General features: G+C 42.9%; 22 protein-coding genes and 1 pseudogene. 5 read left to right on the top strand and 18 right to left on the bottom strand.

Features of this window, described 5'->3' with window-relative positions; genetic code table 11:
- The 3 genes from ACEYV4_RS00930 to ACEYV4_RS00920 form a co-directional block, all read right to left on the bottom strand.
- Positions 1-438, bottom strand: a 438-nt coding sequence (locus tag ACEYV4_RS00930; protein ID WP_373841568.1) for an NAD(P)H-binding protein, incomplete at its 3' end; no start/stop codon positions are given.
- Positions 439-468: 30 nt separating this feature from the next.
- Positions 469-1332: an aldo/keto reductase gene (locus ACEYV4_RS00925; RefSeq protein WP_373841567.1), complete on the bottom strand. Its 864-nt coding sequence runs from the start codon at positions 1330-1332 to the stop codon at positions 469-471.
- A 16-nt stretch (positions 1333-1348) separates the two neighbouring features.
- Positions 1349-1732 carry a nuclear transport factor 2 family protein gene (locus ACEYV4_RS00920; RefSeq protein WP_373841566.1) on the bottom strand — a complete coding sequence of 128 codons (384 nt, stop codon included), beginning with the start codon at positions 1730-1732 and terminating at the stop codon, positions 1349-1351.
- Between the two features lie 322 nt (positions 1733-2054).
- Between ACEYV4_RS00920 and ACEYV4_RS00915 the strand changes: the two genes are divergently transcribed.
- Positions 2055-3455: a glycoside hydrolase family 32 protein gene (locus tag ACEYV4_RS00915; protein WP_373841565.1), complete on the top strand. Its 1401-nt coding sequence runs from the start codon at positions 2055-2057 to the stop codon at positions 3453-3455.
- 76 nt (positions 3456-3531) lie between these two features.
- Here the strand turns inward: ACEYV4_RS00915 and ACEYV4_RS00910 are convergent, their stop codons facing one another.
- On the bottom strand, positions 3532-4944 hold the full coding sequence (locus tag ACEYV4_RS00910; RefSeq protein ID WP_373841564.1) for a Na+/H+ antiporter NhaC family protein: 1413 nt from the start codon (positions 4942-4944) through the stop codon (positions 3532-3534).
- 540 nt (positions 4945-5484) lie between these two features.
- On the opposite strand from ACEYV4_RS00910, the gene ACEYV4_RS00905 reads away from it, so the two are divergent.
- Complete coding sequence (locus ACEYV4_RS00905; protein WP_373841563.1) at positions 5485-6663, top strand: MFS transporter; 1179 nt, start codon at positions 5485-5487, stop codon at positions 6661-6663.
- A 66-nt stretch (positions 6664-6729) separates the two neighbouring features.
- On the opposite strand, the gene ACEYV4_RS00900 is transcribed toward ACEYV4_RS00905, so the two are convergent.
- From ACEYV4_RS00900 to ACEYV4_RS00860, 9 genes are all read right to left on the bottom strand, one after another.
- Positions 6730-6915: a hypothetical protein gene (locus ACEYV4_RS00900; protein WP_373841562.1), complete on the bottom strand. Its 186-nt coding sequence runs from the start codon at positions 6913-6915 to the stop codon at positions 6730-6732.
- 43 nt (positions 6916-6958) lie between these two features.
- Positions 6959-7393, bottom strand: coding sequence for an Rrf2 family transcriptional regulator (locus ACEYV4_RS00895; protein ID WP_373841561.1), 435 nt, complete (start codon positions 7391-7393; stop codon positions 6959-6961).
- A gap of 201 nt (positions 7394-7594) precedes the next feature.
- Positions 7595-8032, bottom strand: coding sequence for an NUDIX domain-containing protein (locus ACEYV4_RS00890; protein ID WP_373841560.1), 438 nt, complete (start codon positions 8030-8032; stop codon positions 7595-7597).
- A 43-nt stretch (positions 8033-8075) separates the two neighbouring features.
- Positions 8076-8939 (bottom strand): alpha/beta hydrolase, encoded by an 864-nt coding sequence (locus tag ACEYV4_RS00885; RefSeq protein WP_373841559.1) that lies wholly within the window; start codon positions 8937-8939, stop codon positions 8076-8078.
- A 3-nt stretch (positions 8940-8942) separates the two neighbouring features.
- Positions 8943-10082, bottom strand: coding sequence for an NADH-dependent flavin oxidoreductase (locus ACEYV4_RS00880; protein ID WP_373841558.1), 1140 nt, complete (start codon positions 10080-10082; stop codon positions 8943-8945).
- 26 nt (positions 10083-10108) lie between these two features.
- On the bottom strand, positions 10109-10972 hold the full coding sequence (locus ACEYV4_RS00875) for a DUF1749 domain-containing protein (protein WP_373841557.1): 864 nt from the start codon (positions 10970-10972) through the stop codon (positions 10109-10111).
- 17 nt (positions 10973-10989) lie between these two features.
- Positions 10990-11847 carry a DsbA family protein gene (locus tag ACEYV4_RS00870; RefSeq protein WP_373841556.1) on the bottom strand — a complete coding sequence of 286 codons (858 nt, stop codon included), beginning with the start codon at positions 11845-11847 and terminating at the stop codon, positions 10990-10992.
- Positions 11848-11859: 12 nt separating this feature from the next.
- A complete protein-coding gene (locus tag ACEYV4_RS00865) occupies positions 11860-12975 on the bottom strand; it encodes an NADH-dependent flavin oxidoreductase (RefSeq protein WP_373841555.1) in 1116 nt (371 codons plus the stop codon).
- Between the two features lie 98 nt (positions 12976-13073).
- Positions 13074-13436: a phenylpyruvate tautomerase MIF-related protein gene (locus ACEYV4_RS00860; RefSeq protein WP_373841554.1), complete on the bottom strand. Its 363-nt coding sequence runs from the start codon at positions 13434-13436 to the stop codon at positions 13074-13076.
- Positions 13437-13548: 112 nt separating this feature from the next.
- On the opposite strand from ACEYV4_RS00860, the gene ACEYV4_RS00855 reads away from it, so the two are divergent.
- Positions 13549-13917 carry a winged helix-turn-helix transcriptional regulator gene (locus ACEYV4_RS00855; protein WP_373841553.1) on the top strand — a complete coding sequence of 123 codons (369 nt, stop codon included), beginning with the start codon at positions 13549-13551 and terminating at the stop codon, positions 13915-13917.
- Between the two features lie 115 nt (positions 13918-14032).
- On the opposite strand, the pseudogene ACEYV4_RS00850 reads toward ACEYV4_RS00855, so the two are convergent.
- The 5 genes and pseudogenes from ACEYV4_RS00850 to ACEYV4_RS00830 form a co-directional block, all read right to left on the bottom strand.
- Positions 14033-16242 (bottom strand): annotated as a pseudogene (locus ACEYV4_RS00850) (glycoside hydrolase family 3 C-terminal domain-containing protein).
- A gap of 118 nt (positions 16243-16360) precedes the next feature.
- Complete coding sequence (locus ACEYV4_RS00845; RefSeq protein ID WP_373841552.1) at positions 16361-16999, bottom strand: ABC transporter permease; 639 nt, start codon at positions 16997-16999, stop codon at positions 16361-16363.
- A complete protein-coding gene (locus tag ACEYV4_RS00840; protein WP_373841551.1) occupies positions 16996-17763 on the bottom strand; it encodes an ABC transporter ATP-binding protein in 768 nt (255 codons plus the stop codon). Before ACEYV4_RS00840 ends, ACEYV4_RS00845 begins: the two co-directional genes overlap by 4 nt.
- Positions 17738-18430 (bottom strand): ABC transporter permease, encoded by a 693-nt coding sequence (locus ACEYV4_RS00835; RefSeq protein WP_373841550.1) that lies wholly within the window; start codon positions 18428-18430, stop codon positions 17738-17740. Before ACEYV4_RS00835 ends, ACEYV4_RS00840 begins: the two co-directional genes overlap by 26 nt.
- A 15-nt stretch (positions 18431-18445) precedes the next feature.
- Positions 18446-19345 carry a glycine betaine ABC transporter substrate-binding protein gene (locus ACEYV4_RS00830; protein WP_373841549.1) on the bottom strand — a complete coding sequence of 300 codons (900 nt, stop codon included), beginning with the start codon at positions 19343-19345 and terminating at the stop codon, positions 18446-18448.
- A gap of 169 nt (positions 19346-19514) precedes the next feature.
- On the opposite strand from ACEYV4_RS00830, the gene ACEYV4_RS00825 reads away from it, so the two are divergent.
- Positions 19515-19982 (top strand): Rrf2 family transcriptional regulator, encoded by a 468-nt coding sequence (locus ACEYV4_RS00825; RefSeq protein ID WP_373841548.1) that lies wholly within the window; start codon positions 19515-19517, stop codon positions 19980-19982.
- Positions 19975-20844, top strand: coding sequence for an NAD(P)H-binding protein (locus ACEYV4_RS00820; protein WP_373841547.1), 870 nt, complete (start codon positions 19975-19977; stop codon positions 20842-20844). The genes ACEYV4_RS00825 and ACEYV4_RS00820 overlap by 8 nt, the downstream gene beginning before the upstream one ends.
- Positions 20845-20854: the final 10 nt, after the last annotated feature.

Genomic DNA, 20854 nt, shown 5'->3' with positions numbered 1-20854 from the left:
CCTAATAATGGTATAGTCAAGGTCACTATTTTCAATTATGTCGGCTGCCTTTCTATATGGGCGTAAAATCATATTATGATATGGATCAGGAGATTCACCTAACCAAGCAGGAATTTCTTGATAGATACCCATCGTGGTGATGAAGGCTAAGCGCTTAACTCCTACTGTATTCATTACCTTAACCAAGTGTTTAGCAAAAACATTCATTCTACCTGAAAGAGCAGCAAAGACAAAGTCAACTCCTTTTAATGCCACTGCTAATTCCTGATCATTAGTAACATCGAGTTGGGTAGCTTCTTCCCGCCCAAGATCATCAATGGTAATTTCTTGGGGATGGCGTGAAGCTAACACTAAATCAGCTTTAGTTTTCTTCAATAATTCTGGTGCCACTACCGAACCAATCGAACCGGATGCACCGATGATTAAAACCTTCGTCATTTGTTTCCTCCATTTCTGAAATCATGTAGTTTAATCAGCAGGCTTGAAGCTAGAAAAAGCACTTTTCTGGGCTTCCAGTGACATCGTGAAGTACCGCTGATGCTTATCCAAAGCATCAATTGCCTGCATTTCATCAGGGGTTAATTTAAAATCAAAGACATCAATATTTTGCTTTAAATGTTCCGGATTAGTTGACTTTGGAAAGACAATGAATCCCTTTTGAATATGCCAACGTAAAATAATCTGAACATTCGTCTTACCGTATTTTTTAGCTAATTTGGTAAAGACCGGTTCATTAATCAACTTAGGGTCACCATGACCAATTGGATACCAAGCTTCAAATTTAGTATCATATTGAGCCATCCTTTGTCTTAATTCTTTTTCTTGATAATAAGGATGAAGCTCAACTTGCATGACCGCCGGCTTAACTTCGGCATTAGCTAATAAATTATCTAGACGTTTACCAGAGAAGTTAGAAATACCAATGCTACGAACCTTTCCTTCTTTAACGGCTTTCTCCATGGCCTTCCAGGCACCAATATAATCACCAAATTGTTGGTGAAGCAAAAGCAAATCGATGTAGTCAGTATCAAGCCGATTAAGCATCTTATCAATTGCCTTGGGAGTCTTATCCTCACCATAATCACTCGGCCATAATTTAGAAGTAATCCAAATATTATGACGATTAATGCCATTCTTCTTAACTGCACGGCCGACTCCACGTTCATTTTGATAGGCATGAGCAGTATCAATATGCCAATAGCCAAGTTTTAACGCTTCGCTAACTGCTTCTTCAGTTGCATTGTCGCCGTTGATCATATAAACACCCAATCCAAACTGTGGGATCTTCGCACCATTATTCAAAGTTACATAATTTTGTCCATTATCAGTCATTGTAAAAAATCTCCTTTCAATACATTTTTGCTTTTGAAGCGATGATCTGCCAATGATTATCCTTCTTTATTAATTTGCTAATTGACTCTAACCGCCACTTATTACGAAAACCATAAACACGTGCATCAAGTACTGCTTTTAAATCAACAGTAGCGTGATTTGTATTTTTCATAACCACAGTCAAACCATCTTCCCGACTTGAATAATACTTCATGCGTCCAAGACTGATTTGACGGAGCCATTCGTCTCGTGTCTGCTTAGCACCAGTAATATGCTCCATCACTGCATCAGGAGCAATCACCTTTTTAAGAATCGCTTGGTCATTGTTAAGCATTGCTTGATTTTCTTTTCTAATTGTTCTTTTAATTAAATCTTGTTCCCTTGTTTTTAAATCATCCATTAAGACACCTCTTTTGCTTTTACCTCGCTCTTCAACAATCATTATGCCAAAATATAATACGAAAAAAATGGGCAGTTTGGGAGCATGAGTGACTTATGCCACGGTTTGGGCAAAAGTGGGTAATAAAAAAACTCTGAGTACCCGGATGAGATAAAATTCCATCTGATACTCAAAGAGATCTAAATATTCCGCGGGAAATTTTCAGTTAACGGCAATACTCCTATAAAATAATTTAGTATTAATGAAAATGATAAGCGTTTGACATTTACACAAACAAGTGTATCATGCAAAATGTAAGCGATCTCAGAAAGGCGGCTAAACTATGCAAAAACCTGACTCAAGTAAATTTGTCCACGTTACCAACCAGCGCTATCGACAGCATTATCATATTATGACTCCCGGCGGCTGGCTAAATGACCCCAATGGTCTCTGTTATTTCAAGGGTTACTACCATGTTTTCTATCAATTTCACCCATACTCTTCACAATGGGGACCGATGCACTGGGGCCATGTCCGTAGTCACGACCTCGTTCATTGGGAGCAACTACCCATTGCCCTGATTCCCGGTGATCCCGAAGATAGTGGTGGTTGTTTTTCTGGTTCGGCTATTATTAAAGGTGATCGACTCTACCTAATCTACACTGGTCATCACTATTACGGTGACGGGGATCCCGATCATTTCTGGGAGAATCAAAATCTAGCATACAGTGATGATGGCGTTCACTTCACCAAGTATCAACATAATCCAATCATTGAAGCGCCGGCCGACAACACCCAACACTTCCGTGATCCAAAGGTTTGGGAACACGATGGGGCTTACTACCTCGTTCTTGGTAGTCAACATCAAGGTGATAAACTCGGCCGGATTCTATTATACCGATCTAGTGATCTCCTTAACTGGAAACCATGCGGTCCCATTATCCAATCGCAAGGTAAAAGCACTGAAGGTTGGATGTGGGAATGCCCTGATTTCTTCTCTCTCAATGGCCAAGATGTTTTAGTCTATTCTCCAATGGGAATCCAGCCCCAAGGCAAGCGCTTTTTGAACCTGTCTCAAGTCTGCTACCGAATTGGTCACTTAGACTATCGGACTCATCATTTTATCGGGACTCCTCAACAAGAACTTGACCACGGGCATAACTTTTATGCCACTCAGAGCATGCTTACGCCAGATGGTCGCCGAATTCAATTTGGTTGGCTGAGTCCCTTCAACGAAAAGATACCAGAACAAGCAGACGGTTGGGCCGGTAGCCTGACATTGCCCCGGGAGTTAACCCTGGTTAATAACATCCTTCATGTTCGTCCGGCACAAGAACTGACTGCCTTACGCAACCATACTGATATTAATGGTAATATCAACGTTAACGGCCAACAGGACTTAACGGTCACCAATCCTCAACACACCGAATTAATATTTAACTTTCAAGAATCGCCGCATGATTTTACCTGGCTATTAAACGCTGGGCAAGAAATTCTTATCAAGCTTACCTATCAAGACAATCAATTAACCCTGACACGCCAGGGTAAGGATCCATACCGCTACGCCACTGTTAAAGGCCTCCAAGATCTGCACATCTTCATTGATACCAGTTCCGTAGAAATCTTTGCTAATGACGGGGTGGCAGTCTTTACCGAACGTTATTATGCCAATGAGCCAGTTAAACTAGCTGTTGCTGCTACAAAGGAATGCCAACCTGCAGTCCAAGCCTACCAGCTCAAATAGTGTTAGCTAAAAGAACAACCCCAAATAACACTGGATAAGCGTTACTTGGGGTTGCTTTTTACTTAGAATACAAAATTTATGCAACTTGGGCTGCAGCTACTGGTTTTTGAGGCTTTAAGAAGGCACCCGTAATAATGGCCAAGATGGTAACCAAGAATGGGAAGAACGTCCAAGGAATAAACTTTAATGGGTCAATCTGTAAGGCGCCGGAAATGAAGACTCCGGAAACTGACCAAGGAATGATCGCGTTAACGGCCGCCCCGGCATCATTGAGAATCCGGGTAAGGAACTTCCGCTGTAGTCCTAACCGGTCAAAGGATTTCAAGAAAGACTGACCCGGCAAGATAATGGCTAGGTAGTGCTCCCCAACTAAGACGTTAACACCGATACAGGTCACGGCAACGGCGGTAGTCAGCCGTCCCGGTGTCATAATGGACTTAGAGAGGTGATCAATGATGGCCCCAATGATATTGAACTTAATTAACAGGCCCCCAAGCGCTAAGGCAAAGATAATCAGGGCCAGCGATGTCAGCATACTAGCAATTCCACCCTTAGAAAGTAAGGTATCAATGGTCTTGTCACCGGTATGAGAAACAAAGCCCATCATAATCGTCTTAGTAATCGTGCTAATGCTAGTAGCAGGAGCGTGGATCCAACCTAAAAGTGCGGCAAAAAGAGAACCCAGACCTAGCGATGGGATAGCAGGGACTTGCAGGATCGCAAGAATGATCAATAAAACAACTGGTAGCATTGCCCAGCCAGAAATCCAGAAGCCATTCGCCAAGCCACGCATCATTTGATGAACAGCGGCCAGGCTAACGTTCTTAGAATTAAGGCCTAGAATAGTGTAGAGAATAACACAGATTGCCCAGGCAGGAATATCGGTAATCATTAAGGCCTTGATGTGTTCGTAAATGCTGATCTTACCAACGCTGGCCGCTAAGTTAGTGGTCCCAGACAATGGTGAAATGTTGGATCCACAGAAGGCACCGGAAACAATTACCCCAGCGGTTAGGCCTGGATTGATCTTCAGCGTGGCACCGATCCCGATGAAGGCGATCCCCATCGTTGAAACGGTGGTAAAGGAACTCCCGCAGGCAACCCCAACTAAAGTACAAACGATAAAGACCGTCGGCAGGAAGAACTTAACCGAGATGATCTTAAAGCCAAAGTACATGATTGTCGGGATCGTTCCCGAAAAGATCCAGGTAGCGATCAAAACACCAATTGACAAGAAGATGATTAGTGGATCAACTCCAGCTCGGAGCCCACTCCGCATCCCTTCCATGACGGTGTTCCATTTGAATCCCCGCAAACGACCATAAATGGCTAAAAAGGTAAAGGCGATAAACAGCGGTGCTTGCGGCTGTTGCTGTCGAACGATAATCAGGTAGCCTAGGATACACAGGATGACAATTAAGACAATTAAACTTTCATCAAAGCTAAAGACTGGTTCCGGTCGTTTAGCAGATTTCTTAAATAAACTCATTATTACTCATTTCCCCTCAATTTCAATCAAAAAAAGCCAACTGGATCAGCGAGACGCTCGGCAATCCAGTTGGCAATCTTTCACAAAATAGTAATTATTAAGGAGACCACCCTGCTAGGTTGTAGTTAACACCTAGCAGGGATGCAATTAACACAACGCTGCTTAGGTGCGAACGCCTCTGTCCGCACCTAAGAGGCACAGACAATTACGCGGTATAATAAGCATCGTTGCTATAATACTTGGTTGTGTTAAATGCATGTTGATTCATTCTGCTTCGTTCCTTTCGTGATTTGTTGCTATTATTAAAACATTCTCATTTTGATTTGTCAACATCTCATTCAAATTTAATTTAAAAGAATTAAAAAGAAAATTTGTTCCACATGAAACACTTACGCTAACTTGCTTATTATTGGCTTATGTCATTGTCAATTTGTTTTTCTCTCCACCAAAGGTTTAACTACCTCCCCAAGTCATGGTGAGTGCTTTTTAATTTGCGGTAAATTAGCATTATAATAAGTCCTAACTAAGGGGGCAAAGTAAATGGCAAAGAAAAAATCAGTCTTTTCCAAGGATGTCGTCTTAGTAATGATGGCATCCTTCTTCTTCATGTTTTCTAATATGTATTGTAACCCGCTAATCAATGGCTATGCGAAGGAGCTGGGAGCTTCCAGTGCCTTTGCCGGCTTTATCGTCGGCATAATGAGCATTGTGGCGATGTTTCTTCGACCAATCGTCGGTAACTTAACCGATCGTTTTTCCAAATATCGGCTTGCCTTTTGGGGTGGACTGCTTTCCTTCATCGGGGTTGCTGGTTATATCGTGACACCCAATAGTGGACTAATGCTGGTCTTTCGTCTAATCAACGGAACCGGCTACGTCCTCTGCACTGTCTGTATGACCACTTGGCTGACCTATTTAGTTCCGCTAGCCCATGTTGGTGAGGCAATGAGTTTTTACGGAATCATGAATGCCTTGGCAATGGCCTTTGCACCAGCGGTTTCAATCAACCTCTATCACGTTGTTGGTTACCGACTAGCAATCATCATCTCGGCGGTCGCCGCACTTTTTGTTATCGTTACGATTCAATTTGTTTCCGATCGTGCCCAACCGAGCGCTAAGCAGGTGGCGGCGGCTAAATCCGGACACCTAAAACTGATTCAAAAAGATTGTGTTCCCATTGCGGCCATCGTTACCCTAATTGCGATGCCCTACTTCGTTACCCAGGCGGATATTGTTACTTATACCGAGCAAGGTCACCTTTCATTAGCGGTCGGCTTCTACTTTCTTATTTACGCGGCAGTTCTCATGCTGAGTCGGATCTTCTTGCGCAACCAGTTCGATACCGTTCGTTTTGGTGTCTGGTTGTACGTCGGTGTAGTGGCTATTATCTTCTATCTAACCATGCTAGTTATAATGAAAAATAACTGGGAAATGGCTCTGGCGGCTGCGGGGATGGCTTTTGGTTATGGAATTCTATATTCCGTTTGCCAGTCCACCTGTATGATGGTTGCCCCAAGTAGTGAACGGGGATTAGCTTCCGCAACTTTCTTCTTGGGCTTAGACATTGGAATGTCCTTTGGTCCCATCATCGCCGGTTTCGTTGACACTTACCTACCAATCAAGTACTTTTATGTCGTTTGGTTAATCACCGCGCCACTGATCCTATTAATCTACTGGTTCCACCGCAAACCCCTCAATGCCGCAGTAACTCACCACTAATTTGCTAACATAAAAAATAACGATGCATTTTTAACAGAATTGCACCGTTATTTTTTATTATCTTCTTCAGTTTCTTTCTTTATAATGCTGCCAGCCCGTTGAAAAGGTAAAGGCAAAGGCACTAACCAGAAAAATTATCAGGATAATTGCTTGGAGCCACTTAGCGGCGTGTAGGCTATAACTGATTACTAATAAAATTAAGCTAATCAAGGCCACAATGGTAGTTGCTCGACGATTTTTCAAGAAACTCATTTATTTTTCGTTCCTTTCACAGTTTTCCTAATTCTAACACAAATTAGTTATTATTTGACCGCTGACGGCGTAAAAGCTCATTAAGCACTTCTTGAAGAGTAATCTTACTCATTCGCTCAAAAGCAGCCTGTTCAATTTCACCGTACAAATGACTAAGGGTATCCTGAATATTACTACCAACAACACTCTGCGGATTAGTTTTGGGATCAACATGCAAAAAATGGTGATCCATCTTAAGAGCTTGAAAAATATCCAGCAGGTTAATTTTCTGGGGAGTCTTAGCCAAAACAGGTTTAGCAGCGCCTTGCTGAGTCTCAATCAGGCCGGCTTCTCGCAGGTCAGACATCAGCTTGCGAACGACACTCGGATTAGACCCAATGCTATTAGCGATCGCCTTACTCGATAAGTCACCAGTCCTAAAAATGTAAAGGTAACTTAGGATATGAATTGCATCACTGAATTTATATGAATATTTCATAGTGTCCTTATTTTAACTTGTTGTTTTATGATGGGCAAGTGCTGCTACAATGTCAAATCATCGGTAGGTATATCAACTTTCGCCAAAAGCAACGATGCTTATTAAAAAGATTTTACTAGCGTCACGCCTACTTAGCCATATAAATAAAAGCCGTTAGCTTCGCGCGGATTGATCCTTAACGGTTGTAAAGAATCACTTATCTTAATATTCAATAATCGTCGAGTCAAATCTGCTAATGGCAATTCTTTTGCTTGCTCTCGTGAGACAAATCTGGCCGACCTCATTTGGTTGTCTTACAATTTCCCCACTAGCATATCTCAAGCAAAAAGTTACGTACACATCATGACTTTTCTCGCTTGGTAATTCAGCAATTGAAACTATTCGCTGTGGTTGGGTAATGATGCCCGTTTCTTCTTTGATTTCACGTTGAATTGCCACTTTCATCGTCTCTTCTTGTTCAACATAACCACCAGGAATTGTCCACCTTCCTTTTCCCGGATTTTGAGCACGTTGAACCAACAATATTTGATCACCCTTAGTAACAATTCCACCAACACTGATACTTTCTTTGCTCCACAAAACGTAATGGCAATTAGGGCAAACTTGTCGTCGCCGTCCACCACATTTTTGCCATTTCAAGTGTTCGCCACACCTAGGGCAATAATTAAACATCCACGATCACCTATTTCTTAATGATTTCCCATTTCTGCAATAAATTTTTAATTGCTTGGGCCACTTTTCCTTCCTGATGTCGATAAATATGCCCGGTATTAGGGATGTATACTAATTCATTTTCACGTGAAGTTGGCAAATGATTATTAATGTTTTCTAAATAACGTACTGGTGAACCGCCAGCAAAGCGGTCATACATTCCAATAAGGAGAGCACCTGAATAAGGTATCTTAGCTAGTTGGTCAGCTCCACCATTCTGACTAACATGAACGTTATTGAGCGTATCGTCATGCAACCAACGATTAGCATTAGCTGCGGTACTTGTTAACCAACGAAAAAGCCGAAATGGTAATATCTTAGTACTATTCCCACTACTCAAACGTTCATTAATCATTTGTCGCTGACGTTTAGTGATGCTTTTTCTCAATACTTCAACATTAACTGGACTCATTAATAGGAAGTGGTCAATTGACGGCTGATGGTAGGCAAGATAGTGAATAACCTTGTTTGCGCCAAATGACTGTCCACCTAATATAGTGTGCTGGTAACCGACATTGTGGGCGTAATTAAGATAAGCTGCCACATCATCATCACTCCGTTGAAAATCTTCATCAAACGCTCCGTATATTTCTTTTTTCCCTGTCTTTTTGTTAAAAGTTACAACCCGATTGAAGGCATCTCGAGTGTGACCAACTATTAAATCAACATTTTCCTGCTGTAATTTTTTACCAATAACCGTATAAAAGGGATTATTACGAATGTTTCCCTCAACACCAGTAATTAAGATTACCACGGCTTGGGCGCCAGGCGATTTAAAGATATTCCCCTTTAATACCGTTCCCGTGCGGGTAGTCACTTCTAACGCTCTTAACATCATTCACCCCTTCTTCCACTTAGTCTTCTTAACTGGACGTGGATTATGAATTGCCATGTCTATATGATCACGTTCCGCCTGCAACATTGCAGGTGTATAGCGATAATGAGCAGCATGCTTCCAGTTAAATTTAGTCTCAATCTGATCTTCATTACCACTCTTAATCAAATCAATCAAATCTGGATTTAGCATCACGGCTCGTCCAACCGCTATTAAATCAGCCCAACCAGTATTGTAAGCATCGAGAATCTGGTCAGCTGTCTTTAGTGAACCAACCCCAATCAGCGGCAATTTTCCATTAATTCGCTCATGATAAATTTGCATCCGTGTTAATTTTCTATCAGCACCTCGCCGGGGATGAGAATAGAAGTTTAACAAGGAAACATGTAAGTATTGCAATGGCTTCTTAACTAATTCATCAACCAACGCTAACGTATCCTTCATAGTAAAGCCTTGCCGGGGGCGTTCTGGAGAGAAACGATAGCCAATAATGAAATCAGGACGATTATGCTTGGTCCGCATTTCATCAATTGCATCGATAATCGCTAACGGAAATTTGAGCCGGTTAGCAAAGCTTCCGCCCCATTCATCTTTTCGGTGATTGATATTGCCAGCAAAAAACTGTTCTACCAGCCACCCATTTGCGCCTTGAATTTCAACGCCGTCCATTCCTGCACGAAGTCCTAATTCTGCCGCATTTGCAAAGTTAGCAACCATCTGCTTAACCTCTGTACCGGTCATTGTCCGTGCACGACCGCGGCGATCACCAGTTGGCGCCACGACAGGGTATCCTTTCGTCATCCGTTTCTTGGCTTTATATCCTGAGTGCGCCAATTGCATAATAATCTTTGCCCCTTGTTGGTGAGCAATCTTGACGTATTCTTTCAGGGTCGCAAGGTTGGACTCACTAAAGGCGTTCGGTGATTCAAAGCCAATTCCATTAGGTGCAACGTTAGTAAATGGCATAATATACATTCCAAAGCCCCGAAAACGGTCACGCCAAAATTCACGAGCTGTTGGTGTTAATTCTCCATTATCACCAGAATCATAAATTGTCAGTGGTGCAACCACTAAGCGGTTCTTAATCTCAACACCGTTATTAAATACATAGGGTTTAAAAAGCACTTTATATTTTTCCTTCATTGGATCATTCTCTCCTTTCTCCCTAGCTAGTATCCCCACAAACGCAATAGTTTTAATAATTCATCAGCCAATTGTTGTTCTTTTTGTTGGTAGGTATGGCCTGTCCGAGGAATAATAATTAATTTATTTTGGCTTGCAGTCTGCATATGATTATTAATATTTTTAAGGAACTTTTGAGGGTCACCGTACGTGAAGCGGTCGTAACCACCAATCACTAGCGCCCCATTCTGGGTGACCGCAGCCACCTGCGAAAAATCCTTTTCCGGTTCAACGTGCACATTATTCAAAATATTATCGAAGACCCATTGATAGTCAGTATTAGCAGTTCCTGGAATCCAACCAAGCAAGTCAAAGGACATTCTTTGGTCCCCCTGGCCACGCCTTTTCTGTGTCAGGATTGCGGTCTTCTCTTTATCGGTCACCACACTAGTCAGATATTCTAAATTAGCGGGACTTAAGAAAATGAAATGCTTGATTCGTGGATCATGGTGACGTGCAAGGTAGTAAATAACCTTATTCGCGCCTAGTGAATGGCCAGCTAAAATAACATTCTGGTATTTCTGCTGATAAACGTAATCTAGGTAAGCTTCGATGTCTTCATCAGTATTATGGAAATCTTCATTCCATGACCCAATCATTTCCTGCTTGCCAGTCTTAACATTTAATGTTGGCATTTCACCAAACGCATCAGCAGTTTGTGCATAGATAAAATCAATCCCGGCGGTCGACAATGTTCGGCCAATATTGACATAAAAGGGATTAGAATAAAAGTTCCCATGAATTCCGGTGATCGCAATCACTACTGTTGAAGAATGAGCTTGCCGGGGCGCATCAAATAAGACTCCTGTTAAAACACTTCCCCGCTTGGTTGGAAGTGATAATCGTTTCATTATTTTCCCTTTTTCCCTTATTTTTTACGATAAAAGATAGTTGATTTGACCTTCTCCTTTGCTAATGGACTATTCTTTAATTGTTCAATAATCGTCTGCTCTTCAACATCAAACGCGGCTTTTAGTTCAAGACTTGAAATATGCGGGTGACGGTCAATAAAAGATTTAATTGCCTCCGCACTGAATCCCACCTGGTGTTCTTGGACCTCACCATTTGTAGCTTGCTTAATTATCTTCTGCCAATCACAATATTTGGGAAGTCCCTTAAGAAGCAAAGTTTTACCTTGATAGGTGAGAATATAAGCTGGCAATTGGTTAATCTTCATTTGTTGCATAATCTGTTGTTCCTGTGCTAATTGATTTTTCACAACCGCGGAATTATAACGTTGACTAAATTGCGATTGACCTATACCAAATTTTTTAGCCAATGCAATTAAATATTTAGGATCATTAGTTTGGCGATCCGCCACGACAGTATCATATTGCATTTCATAAAGGGCTTGATCTTCTAACCGTTCGTCATTGCCGGCGATTGCTCGTAAGCCCAAATCAAGTGGTACTGATGAAAGATGATGCTCATCAAACAAGGGCTTATCGCCACCCATATAAATTGGCATGCCCGCAATTTGTTCTTCCTGAAGGTAAACCTGCATTAGTCGGGTCCAGTATTGGTTAAGTGCAACCCGTTTTCCATACTTTCGGGAAACATTATGATCAACCAGGTCGTAAACGTTTTTTACTAGTTGACCCATCATGAATTTAAAATCAATTTGGCTTCCATAGTGCGTTTCTAATTTTCGCATTGTCGGCCACGTTTCCCATAGCATCCCCATCATCGGGTCAGCAACTGTTGTAATCGTTAATTTTGTCATCATTTTTACCTCTCATTATCGTTGCTTAACTTTTGGAAACATTGCATTTCCTGCCAGCGTTCCGTAAAGCATTGCTGGCGTAAAGCGGTAGGAATCCATCTTGTTCCAATCAAATTCACTTTGGACTTCATCTTCCTTACCATCTTTAATCATCTGTACAAGATGCGGGTTCAATTCTACCGAACCACCAACGGCTAAGAAGTCAGCCCAACCAGTCTCAAAAGCCTTTAATCCATTCTCTTCCGCGAAAAGATCACCGACACCAATGAAAGGAAGACGGCCATTAATGCGCTTGTGTACGGCCTCCATTCGCGTCATATGATGGTCTCCGCCACGGCGAATCTTTTTATAGAAGTTCCACAATGAAATATGAATATATTGCAAGGGCTTTTCAACCAATCGATCAACAAGGGCGAGAGTTTCTTTCATAGTCAAGCCGTTTTTGCCAGGTTCCTCCGGTGAAAAGCGATAACCAACAATAAAATCAGGACGATTATACTTTCGCCGAACCTCGTCAACCGCATCAATAATTGCTAGTGGGAAGTTAAACCGCTTTTCCATCGTTCCTCCCCAGTGATCTGTCCGCTGGTTATAGTTAGCAGAAACAAATTGTTGAATCAGCCAGCCATTTGCCCCGTGAATTTCAACCCCATCTAAACCGGCACGAATCGCTAGTTCAGTGGCATAGGCAAATGAATGGATAATTTCACGCACTTCCGCATCGGTCATTGCTCGTGCACCAAAGTAAGGCATCTTGCTTGGCCCCCAAACACCATTTCCGCGAGTCATTGATGGATCAGCGTGAACGCCTGCATGGGCGAGTTGAATAATGGCCTTTGCTCCTTGTTCATGTGAAATTTGAGCGTATTCTTTTAAATTTGGCAGATGCTTTTCACTGAACGCGTTTGGTGACTCAAAGCCAATCCCGCTCGGGTGAACATTAGTAAATGGAATTATCCACATGCCAAAACCGTTAAAGCGGTCATGCCAAAATCTTCGTGATGCCGGAGTCAATTCACCGTCTGGCCCCGCGTCATAAACGGTCAGTGGAGCAACAACGAGACGGTTCTTAATTTTTACGCCGTTATTTAATGTATATGGTTGAAATAGTGGTTCATATTTTTTGTTCATAATTTAATACTCCTTCTTGTTATGGCGATTTTTAGCAATTTTAATTCTTGTACGTATATTTTTCTTCCTTAATGGTCAAAAAAATTTATTAAATCAGTCTATAAATAATCACGACGGTCAATATACTGACCTTGAACGCCCCAACTACTAATATCATCATATTTAATATAGAGGTGGTCAGGTTGGATTTTTAAAACATCATAAAAGGCTTTGGTAATGTCAGCATTTAAACCCTCATAGCCAACGTGATTTTCCGTTCCGAAAATACTTACTTCAACATAGGCCAGTGGTTCTTCTCCTTTTCCTCGTAAATAAAGCGAATAATTATCTTGAAAACCAACCATTAACACATCTTCGCTTTTACCTGGAACATTGGCTATTGCCAGCCCTAATCTCTTCTTTAGCATTAATTCCTTACTCTTAGGAACTTTTATATTTACTCGTGACATAATAAATGGCATATCGTTCACTCCTTTGCTTCTTGACTAAGTACAGATGTAATTGTATCGTTAAGGATAGAGAAAAACAAGTACGCACTTTTTTCTTCCTTTAAATTTATGAGGAGTGATTAAAATGAAGCAAACTGAATTTGACCAGAAAATCAAGTATTTTCATGATAATATGCCTAAGCAATGTCCCATCCTTTATTCAATGAAGATTATTGGTTCTAAGTGGAAGATTCCCGTAATGTGGTACTTAATGCTCAATGACGGTCAACACTACAACGAATTAAAGCGTAGTATTGGTTCAATTACCAACACCATGCTGACAAAGAGCCTCCGTGAACTTGAAGAAGATGGGTTACTTAAGCGTGTTTCTAAGGGAACGGTTCCACCGTCAGTTACCTACCACCTTACCAACATTGGTAAAGACTTAGTCTACACAATGGGTGACCTGTTTCAATGGGGCCAGGAACATATGAAAATGGAGAAAAATAAATAATAAAGTCAGTTCCTTCCTTAAGGAAAACCAATTTAACTTTACAAGATACTAAAAAAGACTGCCGGCCTGATTTATTTCAAATCATACCGGCAGTTTTTTTTAATAATTGTTAACTTCATTGGTTAGCTAATTGCAAGAAGCGGTGTGCATACTTATCATCTACCCCCATCGCGGTTAAAGACCGTAATGGCATATTAGCAAAGATTGCCGCACCGTGGGGATCGGCTAATCGCTTTTTCAACGGTTCATACAGGCCTGAATCATGCAGGGCCTGCTGGATTCGTGGTGCTTTACTTTCCCAGACATCACCAATGTAGGAATCCATGGTAACCTTCCCCAGTGGGTCCACACCAATTGTCAGTTTGAAATCAGCACGCAAGCGAATATCACGAGAAGAACTACCAACCAGGATTTGATAGTCACCATTGTCGGCCTCCCACTGTTGAGCTTGGGCGTTATACCAGGCAAAGGCACGACGTGGTAGGTTCATCGTTACCTGCTTGGTTTCACCAGGCGCCAATTCAACCTTAGTGTAATCACGTAATTCCTTAGCCGGCATTTCCACCTGACTAACATGGTTAGCGACATAGAGTTGGGCGACTTCTTTACCAGCAACTTTTCCCGTATTGGTAATCGTAAATCGAACCTGAACCTGTTCAGGCCCTTCCGTGACCTTTAATCCCTGGTAGGCAAAGGTAGTGTAGCTTAAGCCGTGACCAAACGGGAAACGAACCGCCATTTCACGAGTGTCATAGTAACGGTAACCAACAAAAATACCTTCACGATAATTCTCATTCTGCTTATCTTTACCAAAAGTACCATAGGTTGGATTGTCCTGAAGACGGAATGGAAAACTCTCGGCCAATTTACCAGACGGGTTCACCTTGCCTAAAAGAATGTCCCAAGTGGCCTCACCTACCGCTTCGCCGGCCAGGTAGGTTTCAACAATTGCTGGTACTTGGTCAGCCCATGGCATTTCAACTACGGAACCATTCTGAAGGACCACCGTCATATTCGGGTTGACTGCCAGGACCTGCTTTAATAGTTCATTCTGGTTTGCTGGTAAGGCAATGGAAGTCTTGTCAAAGCCCTCTGTTTCCATCGCTTCAGGGAAGCCGGCAAAGAAGACAACTCGGTCAGCCCGCTTAGCCAGAGAAATTGCTTCTGTCGTTAAATGATCATCAGGCTGTTCGTCGGCTAAGCGATATCCTTGGGCATAATGCGCATTTTCAGGCATCGCTGCTACTGGGGTAACGACGTGGTTGGCATTAACGTGGGAACTGCCCCCACCCTCGAAGCGGGGATGAGTTGCTAGTTCACCGATCACAGCAATTGTTTGCTTCTCATCAGTAAGTGGTAATTGGGCGCATTCTTCAATAAAACAATGCCATCATCAGCCAAGCGACGAGCAAATCGATGCTGCTCATCCATGTCATAAGTATCAGCCTTAGTTACCTTTTTACCATACTTTTCAACTAAGCGGAGGACCCGCAGGACAGACCGATTAAGGGTTGATTCCTGTAAACGTCCCTCTTTGACTGCCCTGACAATCTCATCAACTGACTTCTGACCCTTTCCTGGCATTTCTAAATCAAGTCCGGCCTTGATGGCAGCTACATGATCGGCCACTGCACCCCAATCAGACATAACCAAGCCAGCAAAGCCCCATTCATTGCGTAAAATATCCGTCAATAGACGCTGGTTCTGAGAATTCAAAGTTCCATTAAGCCGATTATAAGAACACATCAAGGTTGCTGGTTGGGCTTCCTTAACGATTCGTTCAAATTGGGCCAGATAGATTTCGCGAAGTGCTCGTTCGTCAATGTTGGACGAGGAAGTAAACCGTTGATTTTCCCGGTTATTGGCGGCAAAGTGTTTAACACTTACCCCTACGCCCTTGCTTTGAACACCTTTAACGTAGGCCGTGCCAAGGCGACCGGCTACCAGTGGATCCTCAGAAAAATATTCAAAGTTTCGACCGGCTAATGGTGACCGTTTGATATTAACGCCCGGGCCTAGTAATACACCAAGCTTTTCAGCGGATGCCGCTATGCCAAGGTGCTGGCCAAACCGATACAGCATTTGGTCATCGAAAGAGCTGGCGGTCAAAGCCGAAGCAGGAAAGCAAACTGCCTTAACTGCGTTGTTAATTCCGGCCGCGTTCCCATTTAATTTGGACTTACGCAGGCCCGAGGGACCATCGGAAACCATCATCCGATCAACTCCAGGTACCTGGGCAGTAAACCAGAAATCATGGCCTGACACTAAGGCAGCCCGTTCCTCCAGAGTCAAGCCCTTAACAAAAGCTAAATTAATTTTAGTCATTAGTCCTCCATCCCTTTCCTTACAATTATCATAGGGATCTCGGGATAGAAATACAAATTACAAGTTCCATTCAATGTTAACCGTGATCAAGCATCAAAAGCTAAATCTTCTTGCTGAATTAACTATTTACCATCCGTAACCAACGGTGGGTTAAGGCCCATTCGATCAGCCAAATCACTCCGGCACAAACTAAGGTTAAAGCCATCGTTAAGAGCGTCCCCCAAAGAATGGGTACCACCTGTTGAGTCTGCAAACCATCGAAGAGCAATTGACCAAGGCCACCCGCATTAATCGTTGCCGCAATCGTGGCCATCGCCATCGTTGAGGCCAGGGCAACTTGGATTCCGGAAAAGATCGCCGGCAGGGCTAACGGGAGCTGAACCTTTCGAAAGGTTTGCCACCTGGTCATCCCCATCCCATGGGCGACTTCTACCAGGTTCGGATCAACACCCCGAATTCCGGTAATGAAGGACCGCAGCAAGATATATTCACAGTAGACCGTCAGTACGATCACTGCCGATCCCATGCCGAGCCCTGATAGTGGTAGAAGCAACGCAAAAAATGCAAAGCTAGGGATCGAGTACAAAAGGGAAAAGAAGTAAACTAACCCGTTAAGCCAGCGTTGCCGTCGAAGGAAGAAAAGAACAATCAGCATGGCAACCACAAGGGCGATTAGTAATGAAGTCAAAACCATCTGCGCATGCTGGACGACCTCCTGCAACATCTCGGTAGAATTTTCTTGCCAATATTCAATCATTTCGACCGCCCCCACAGTTCCTGATTCTGCCGCACGGTGCCCAACAGTTTCTTAACGAATTCCGTGGCCGGGTGAGCAACAACTTCTTTTGGAGTGGCAAATTGTTCGATTTGGCCCCTATTCATCACCATTACCCGCTCACCAAGGAAAAGGGCTTCATTAATGTCATGGGTCACAAAAAGGAAGGTTTTCCCAGCAAGGGTGTCATGAATTCGTTTAATTTCTTTTTGTAATTCCAGACGGGTCAAGGCATCAAGGGCCCCAAATGGTTCATCGAACAGCACGTATGGTGGGTTAGTCGCCAAGGCTCGCGCCACGCCAATCCGCTGTTGTTGACCACCGGAAAGCTGGCTAGGATACCGCCCCGCATATTTTTGAGGATCAAGTCGAACTAATTTTAATAATTGTGTTACACGTGAAACTATTTTGGCCTTGTCCCAACCCAGCATTTGGGGAACCACCCCGATATTCTGGGCAATTGTCATATGAGGAAAAAGGCCAATCTGCTGCACCACGTAACCCATGTGACGACGTAATTTGACAATATCGAGATCTGCCAATGGCTGACCATCGATTAAAATTTGACCACTATCCGGTTTTAAAAGGCCATTGATCATCTTCAGCGTGGTCGTTTTCCCACAACCGGAAGAACCAAGGATCGTCACAAATTCACCCCGGTTGACCGTAAAAGAAAGGTCCGGAATAACCATGTTACCTCCGAAGCTCTTTTTAACGTGTTTAAATTGAATACTTGCTTTGGTCATTCTTTTGCACCTTCCTAATCAGATAATCAAATCCAAGCATTGCTAACAATGATAAGATAGCGACACTGACTGCTCCAATGACAACATAGGACATATCATAGAGCCCTAGGCCAGTAAAAATCAAAGTTCCTAAGCCCCCGGCACCGATGTAAGTTGCCAAGGTAGCACTAGCAATAATTTCCACCAAGGCTAATTTGATCCCATTTAAAATATACGGGAGCGCCAAGGGGATTTCGATCTTCTGACGCAATTGTTTACGGTCCATTCCAAGAGCCAATCCAACCTCCTTGTAAGTTGGACTAACCTCGTTGAAGCCAAGAATCGTATTAATCAACAACGGTGGTAAGGCTAACACCACTAAGGCAATCAGCGCCGGCACGATCCCAGTCCCAATAAAAGGAATTAGCAAAAACAGAAGCGCTAGGCTGGGGATAATCCGTAACACTTGGGCAAAAGCTGTACAGAAACTGGCTACCGGTTTAATCCGTGAACCTAAATAGCCCAATGGTAACGCAATGATCAACGAAATTGCCAGGGTTAGAATACTAATCCCAATATGTTGACCAACATAGTGCCAATACTGACCACTGTTTGTTTGAAAATAATGGATAATTTGATTGAGCAAGGGTGATCCCTCCTGATAAAAAAAAGCTGTGATTTTAACCATCACAGCTAACGATCATTATTGGATGTTCTTATTATACCAGTTTTGGGCAACAGTCTTGTAGTTTTGCCCATCAACACCAACCTTCTTGTTGAGACTGACCAATTGTTTAGTCGTCAATTTAGCATCCACTTTATTTAGGGTTCCCTTCATCTTCGGATAATTCTTAGCCGCCTTGGCATTGACAACTGGTACTAAGTTATATGGTGGCCAAATGCCCTTATTATCCTTAATTAAGGTAAATTTACCAGTCGCCAGTTGACCATCAGTGGTTGAAACGGGAGCCACGTCAGCCTTGCCTTGGCTCATAATCTTATAAAGTAAAGTAGTGTCATAATCCTTTAATGACTTAAAGTGATACTTACCATAGGCTTTATTCATAGCTGGCAATGCATCAGGACGCTTTTCGAATTCACCCTGAGAAGCCAAGCGCAACTTTGGTGCTTGTTTCTGTAAATCACTCAGGTTCTTAATACCATACTTCTTAGCAACCTTGGTTGGCATCCCAACACCCTGGCGATCATCACCTGGTGCATAATTAAAAGTCGTCAGGCCATCTTTTTTGATCCCATTCCGGGCAATCTTAGCCATCTGGGCACTAGATTTGCCTTGGCCGTTCTTCTTCAAGTAAGCCTCCACAATCGTTCCCGTATAATCTGGGTAAACGTCAACCTGACCTTTTTGAGTAGCGGAAAAGACCACGTTATTAGAAATATTTGGTTTACGGGTTACCTTGTAGCCGTCATGCTCTAAAGCAAGGGCATAAATCTCACCGACGGTCTTACTCTCAGCCACATTCTTGGAACCAACAATAATTGGTTTATTGCTAGCAGCACTTGCCGTAGCGGGAACGATTGCTCCCAATAATAAGGTAGCTGCGCCTAATGCTGCAGCAACCATTGCTTTCTTAAATTTCATCTAATTAGCCTCCAATTGTAACTAAATATGTTTCAACAATTTACTTATCGACTATGATCATATTCTTTATACATGTTTTTGTCAATCAAAATATACTGTTAATTTTTAAAGTCTGCTTCTTGATATTTGTAACTATAAAAATTACAATAATAGTAAAGGACTGATGACTATGAAAATCTCAACCCGATTCAGTGACAGCATCCATATTCTCGCTTTCATTAATATCTATGCGGGTAAGATTCCCTTAACTAGTAATAACATTGCCTCCAGTATTGAAACCTCGCCGGTGGTCGTACGCCGTTTAATGAGTCGTCTCCGCAAGGCAGGCTTACTTAATACTGTTCATGGGGCTGCCGAACCACGACTCGCTAAAGCTGCCGACCAAATTTCCCTATATGATGTTTTCTTAGCTACCGAAGGAGAAAAGCACCTTTTCACGATCGACAAGAAAACCAATCCGGATTGCATCGTCGGGGGCAATATTCAGCAAACCTTAACTGCCTATTATCATGAAGCAGAAATAGCTGCTGAGGCTAAACTGGCACAAACCAGCCTCCAGGATGTCATCAACACCATCCTGGTCCACCAAGCACGTAAAGAAGCCACTCAACGAAAGGAAGTCTCAAATAATGACTAAATACATGGTTACCGGGGCTACCGGCCACCTCGGCCAAAAGGTAGTCACTCAGCTCCGCAAACTAACTGGGATCAAAAACATTCGGCTTGGAGTCCATACTCCAGCAAAGGCTATTCACCTTAAGAACGCTGGTTACGAGCTCGCCGCGATTGATTATCGTCAAGTGGCCACAATGACTAAGGCCTTTCAAGGTGTCGACGTCCTGATCTACATCCCCAGCATCACCTACAATGTCCAAGACCGAATCAATGAATTTGAAAACTCACTGACGGCTATGAAACAGGCTGGAGTGTGCAACCTGGTCGACGTTAGTTTTATCGCCGACCAGCCCAATAATCCTTTCCAAATGGCGGGCTACTACGCTTACCTCCCAGCACGCTTAGCTTCTTCTGGCTTCCAATACGCAGTCATCAAGAATTCACTCTACGCTGATCCGCTGATTCCTTACCTACCGGAATTAATTGAACGGCACAACGTGATCTACCCGGTCGGTGACCAAGCAATGAGTTTCATCTCTCGTGCTGACAGTGCCGAAGCAATCGCCAACGTAGCGGTTAAACCTTACCTGCGGAATCACGGACAAAATTATCTCTTAACTATGGAGCAAAACTACAACATGGTTGAACTAGCCCGCTTGATGACTGCGGCAACCGGCAAGCAAATTGGCTATTCCCCAGTAACTCTTCAAAAGTTTGCCGATATCTACCGGGCCGAGGGAGACGGCGACGAATTGGCTTCTATGTATCGGGCCGCCGCGATGGGGCTGATGGATAAGGTTACCAATGATTTCCGTCATATCACTGGCCATGCTCCCCAAAATATGGGTGACTTTTTAAAGCAAAATTATCAGCGTACAAAATGATAGGAGGCAA

The sequence above is a fragment of the Limosilactobacillus sp. genome, from assembly GCF_041859915.1.
Taxonomy (GTDB): domain Bacteria; phylum Bacillota; class Bacilli; order Lactobacillales; family Lactobacillaceae; genus Limosilactobacillus.
The sequence above is the reverse complement of the archived record's forward strand: the minus strand, read 5'-3'. Positions and strand labels throughout refer to the sequence as shown.

What these genes read in the sequence shown, in the direction of transcription:
- ACEYV4_RS00895 (WP_373841561.1), bottom strand. Translation starts at nt 7,393, where the DNA reads ATGAAATATTCATATAAATTCAGTGATGCAATTCATATCCTAAGTTAC.
- ACEYV4_RS00910 (WP_373841564.1), bottom strand. Translation starts at nt 4,944, where the DNA reads ATGAGTTTATTTAAGAAATCTGCTAAACGACCGGAACCAGTCTTTAGC.
- ACEYV4_RS00885 (WP_373841559.1), bottom strand. Translation starts at nt 8,939, where the DNA reads ATGTTAAGAGCGTTAGAAGTGACTACCCGCACGGGAACGGTATTAAAG.
- ACEYV4_RS00835 (WP_373841550.1), bottom strand. Translation starts at nt 18,430, where the DNA reads ATGGTTAAAATCACAGCTTTTTTTTATCAGGAGGGATCACCCTTGCTC.
- ACEYV4_RS00870 (WP_373841556.1), bottom strand. Translation starts at nt 11,847, where the DNA reads ATGATGACAAAATTAACGATTACAACAGTTGCTGACCCGATGATGGGG.
- ACEYV4_RS00905 (WP_373841563.1), top strand. Translation starts at nt 5,485, where the DNA reads ATGGCAAAGAAAAAATCAGTCTTTTCCAAGGATGTCGTCTTAGTAATG.
- ACEYV4_RS00920 (WP_373841566.1), bottom strand. Translation starts at nt 1,732, where the DNA reads ATGGATGATTTAAAAACAAGGGAACAAGATTTAATTAAAAGAACAATT.
- ACEYV4_RS00865 (WP_373841555.1), bottom strand. Translation starts at nt 12,975, where the DNA reads ATGAACAAAAAATATGAACCACTATTTCAACCATATACATTAAATAAC.
- ACEYV4_RS00825 (WP_373841548.1), top strand. Translation starts at nt 19,515, where the DNA reads ATGAAAATCTCAACCCGATTCAGTGACAGCATCCATATTCTCGCTTTC.
- ACEYV4_RS00845 (WP_373841552.1), bottom strand. Translation starts at nt 16,999, where the DNA reads ATGATTGAATATTGGCAAGAAAATTCTACCGAGATGTTGCAGGAGGTC.
- ACEYV4_RS00900 (WP_373841562.1), bottom strand. Translation starts at nt 6,915, where the DNA reads ATGAGTTTCTTGAAAAATCGTCGAGCAACTACCATTGTGGCCTTGATT.
- ACEYV4_RS00860 (WP_373841554.1), bottom strand. Translation starts at nt 13,436, where the DNA reads ATGCCATTTATTATGTCACGAGTAAATATAAAAGTTCCTAAGAGTAAG.
- ACEYV4_RS00830 (WP_373841549.1), bottom strand. Translation starts at nt 19,345, where the DNA reads ATGAAATTTAAGAAAGCAATGGTTGCTGCAGCATTAGGCGCAGCTACC.
- ACEYV4_RS00820 (WP_373841547.1), top strand. Translation starts at nt 19,975, where the DNA reads ATGACTAAATACATGGTTACCGGGGCTACCGGCCACCTCGGCCAAAAG.
- ACEYV4_RS00925 (WP_373841567.1), bottom strand. Translation starts at nt 1,332, where the DNA reads ATGACTGATAATGGACAAAATTATGTAACTTTGAATAATGGTGCGAAG.
- ACEYV4_RS00840 (WP_373841551.1), bottom strand. Translation starts at nt 17,763, where the DNA reads ATGACCAAAGCAAGTATTCAATTTAAACACGTTAAAAAGAGCTTCGGA.
- ACEYV4_RS00855 (WP_373841553.1), top strand. Translation starts at nt 13,549, where the DNA reads ATGAAGCAAACTGAATTTGACCAGAAAATCAAGTATTTTCATGATAAT.
- ACEYV4_RS00880 (WP_373841558.1), bottom strand. Translation starts at nt 10,082, where the DNA reads ATGAAGGAAAAATATAAAGTGCTTTTTAAACCCTATGTATTTAATAAC.
- ACEYV4_RS00915 (WP_373841565.1), top strand. Translation starts at nt 2,055, where the DNA reads ATGCAAAAACCTGACTCAAGTAAATTTGTCCACGTTACCAACCAGCGC.
- ACEYV4_RS00875 (WP_373841557.1), bottom strand. Translation starts at nt 10,972, where the DNA reads ATGAAACGATTATCACTTCCAACCAAGCGGGGAAGTGTTTTAACAGGA.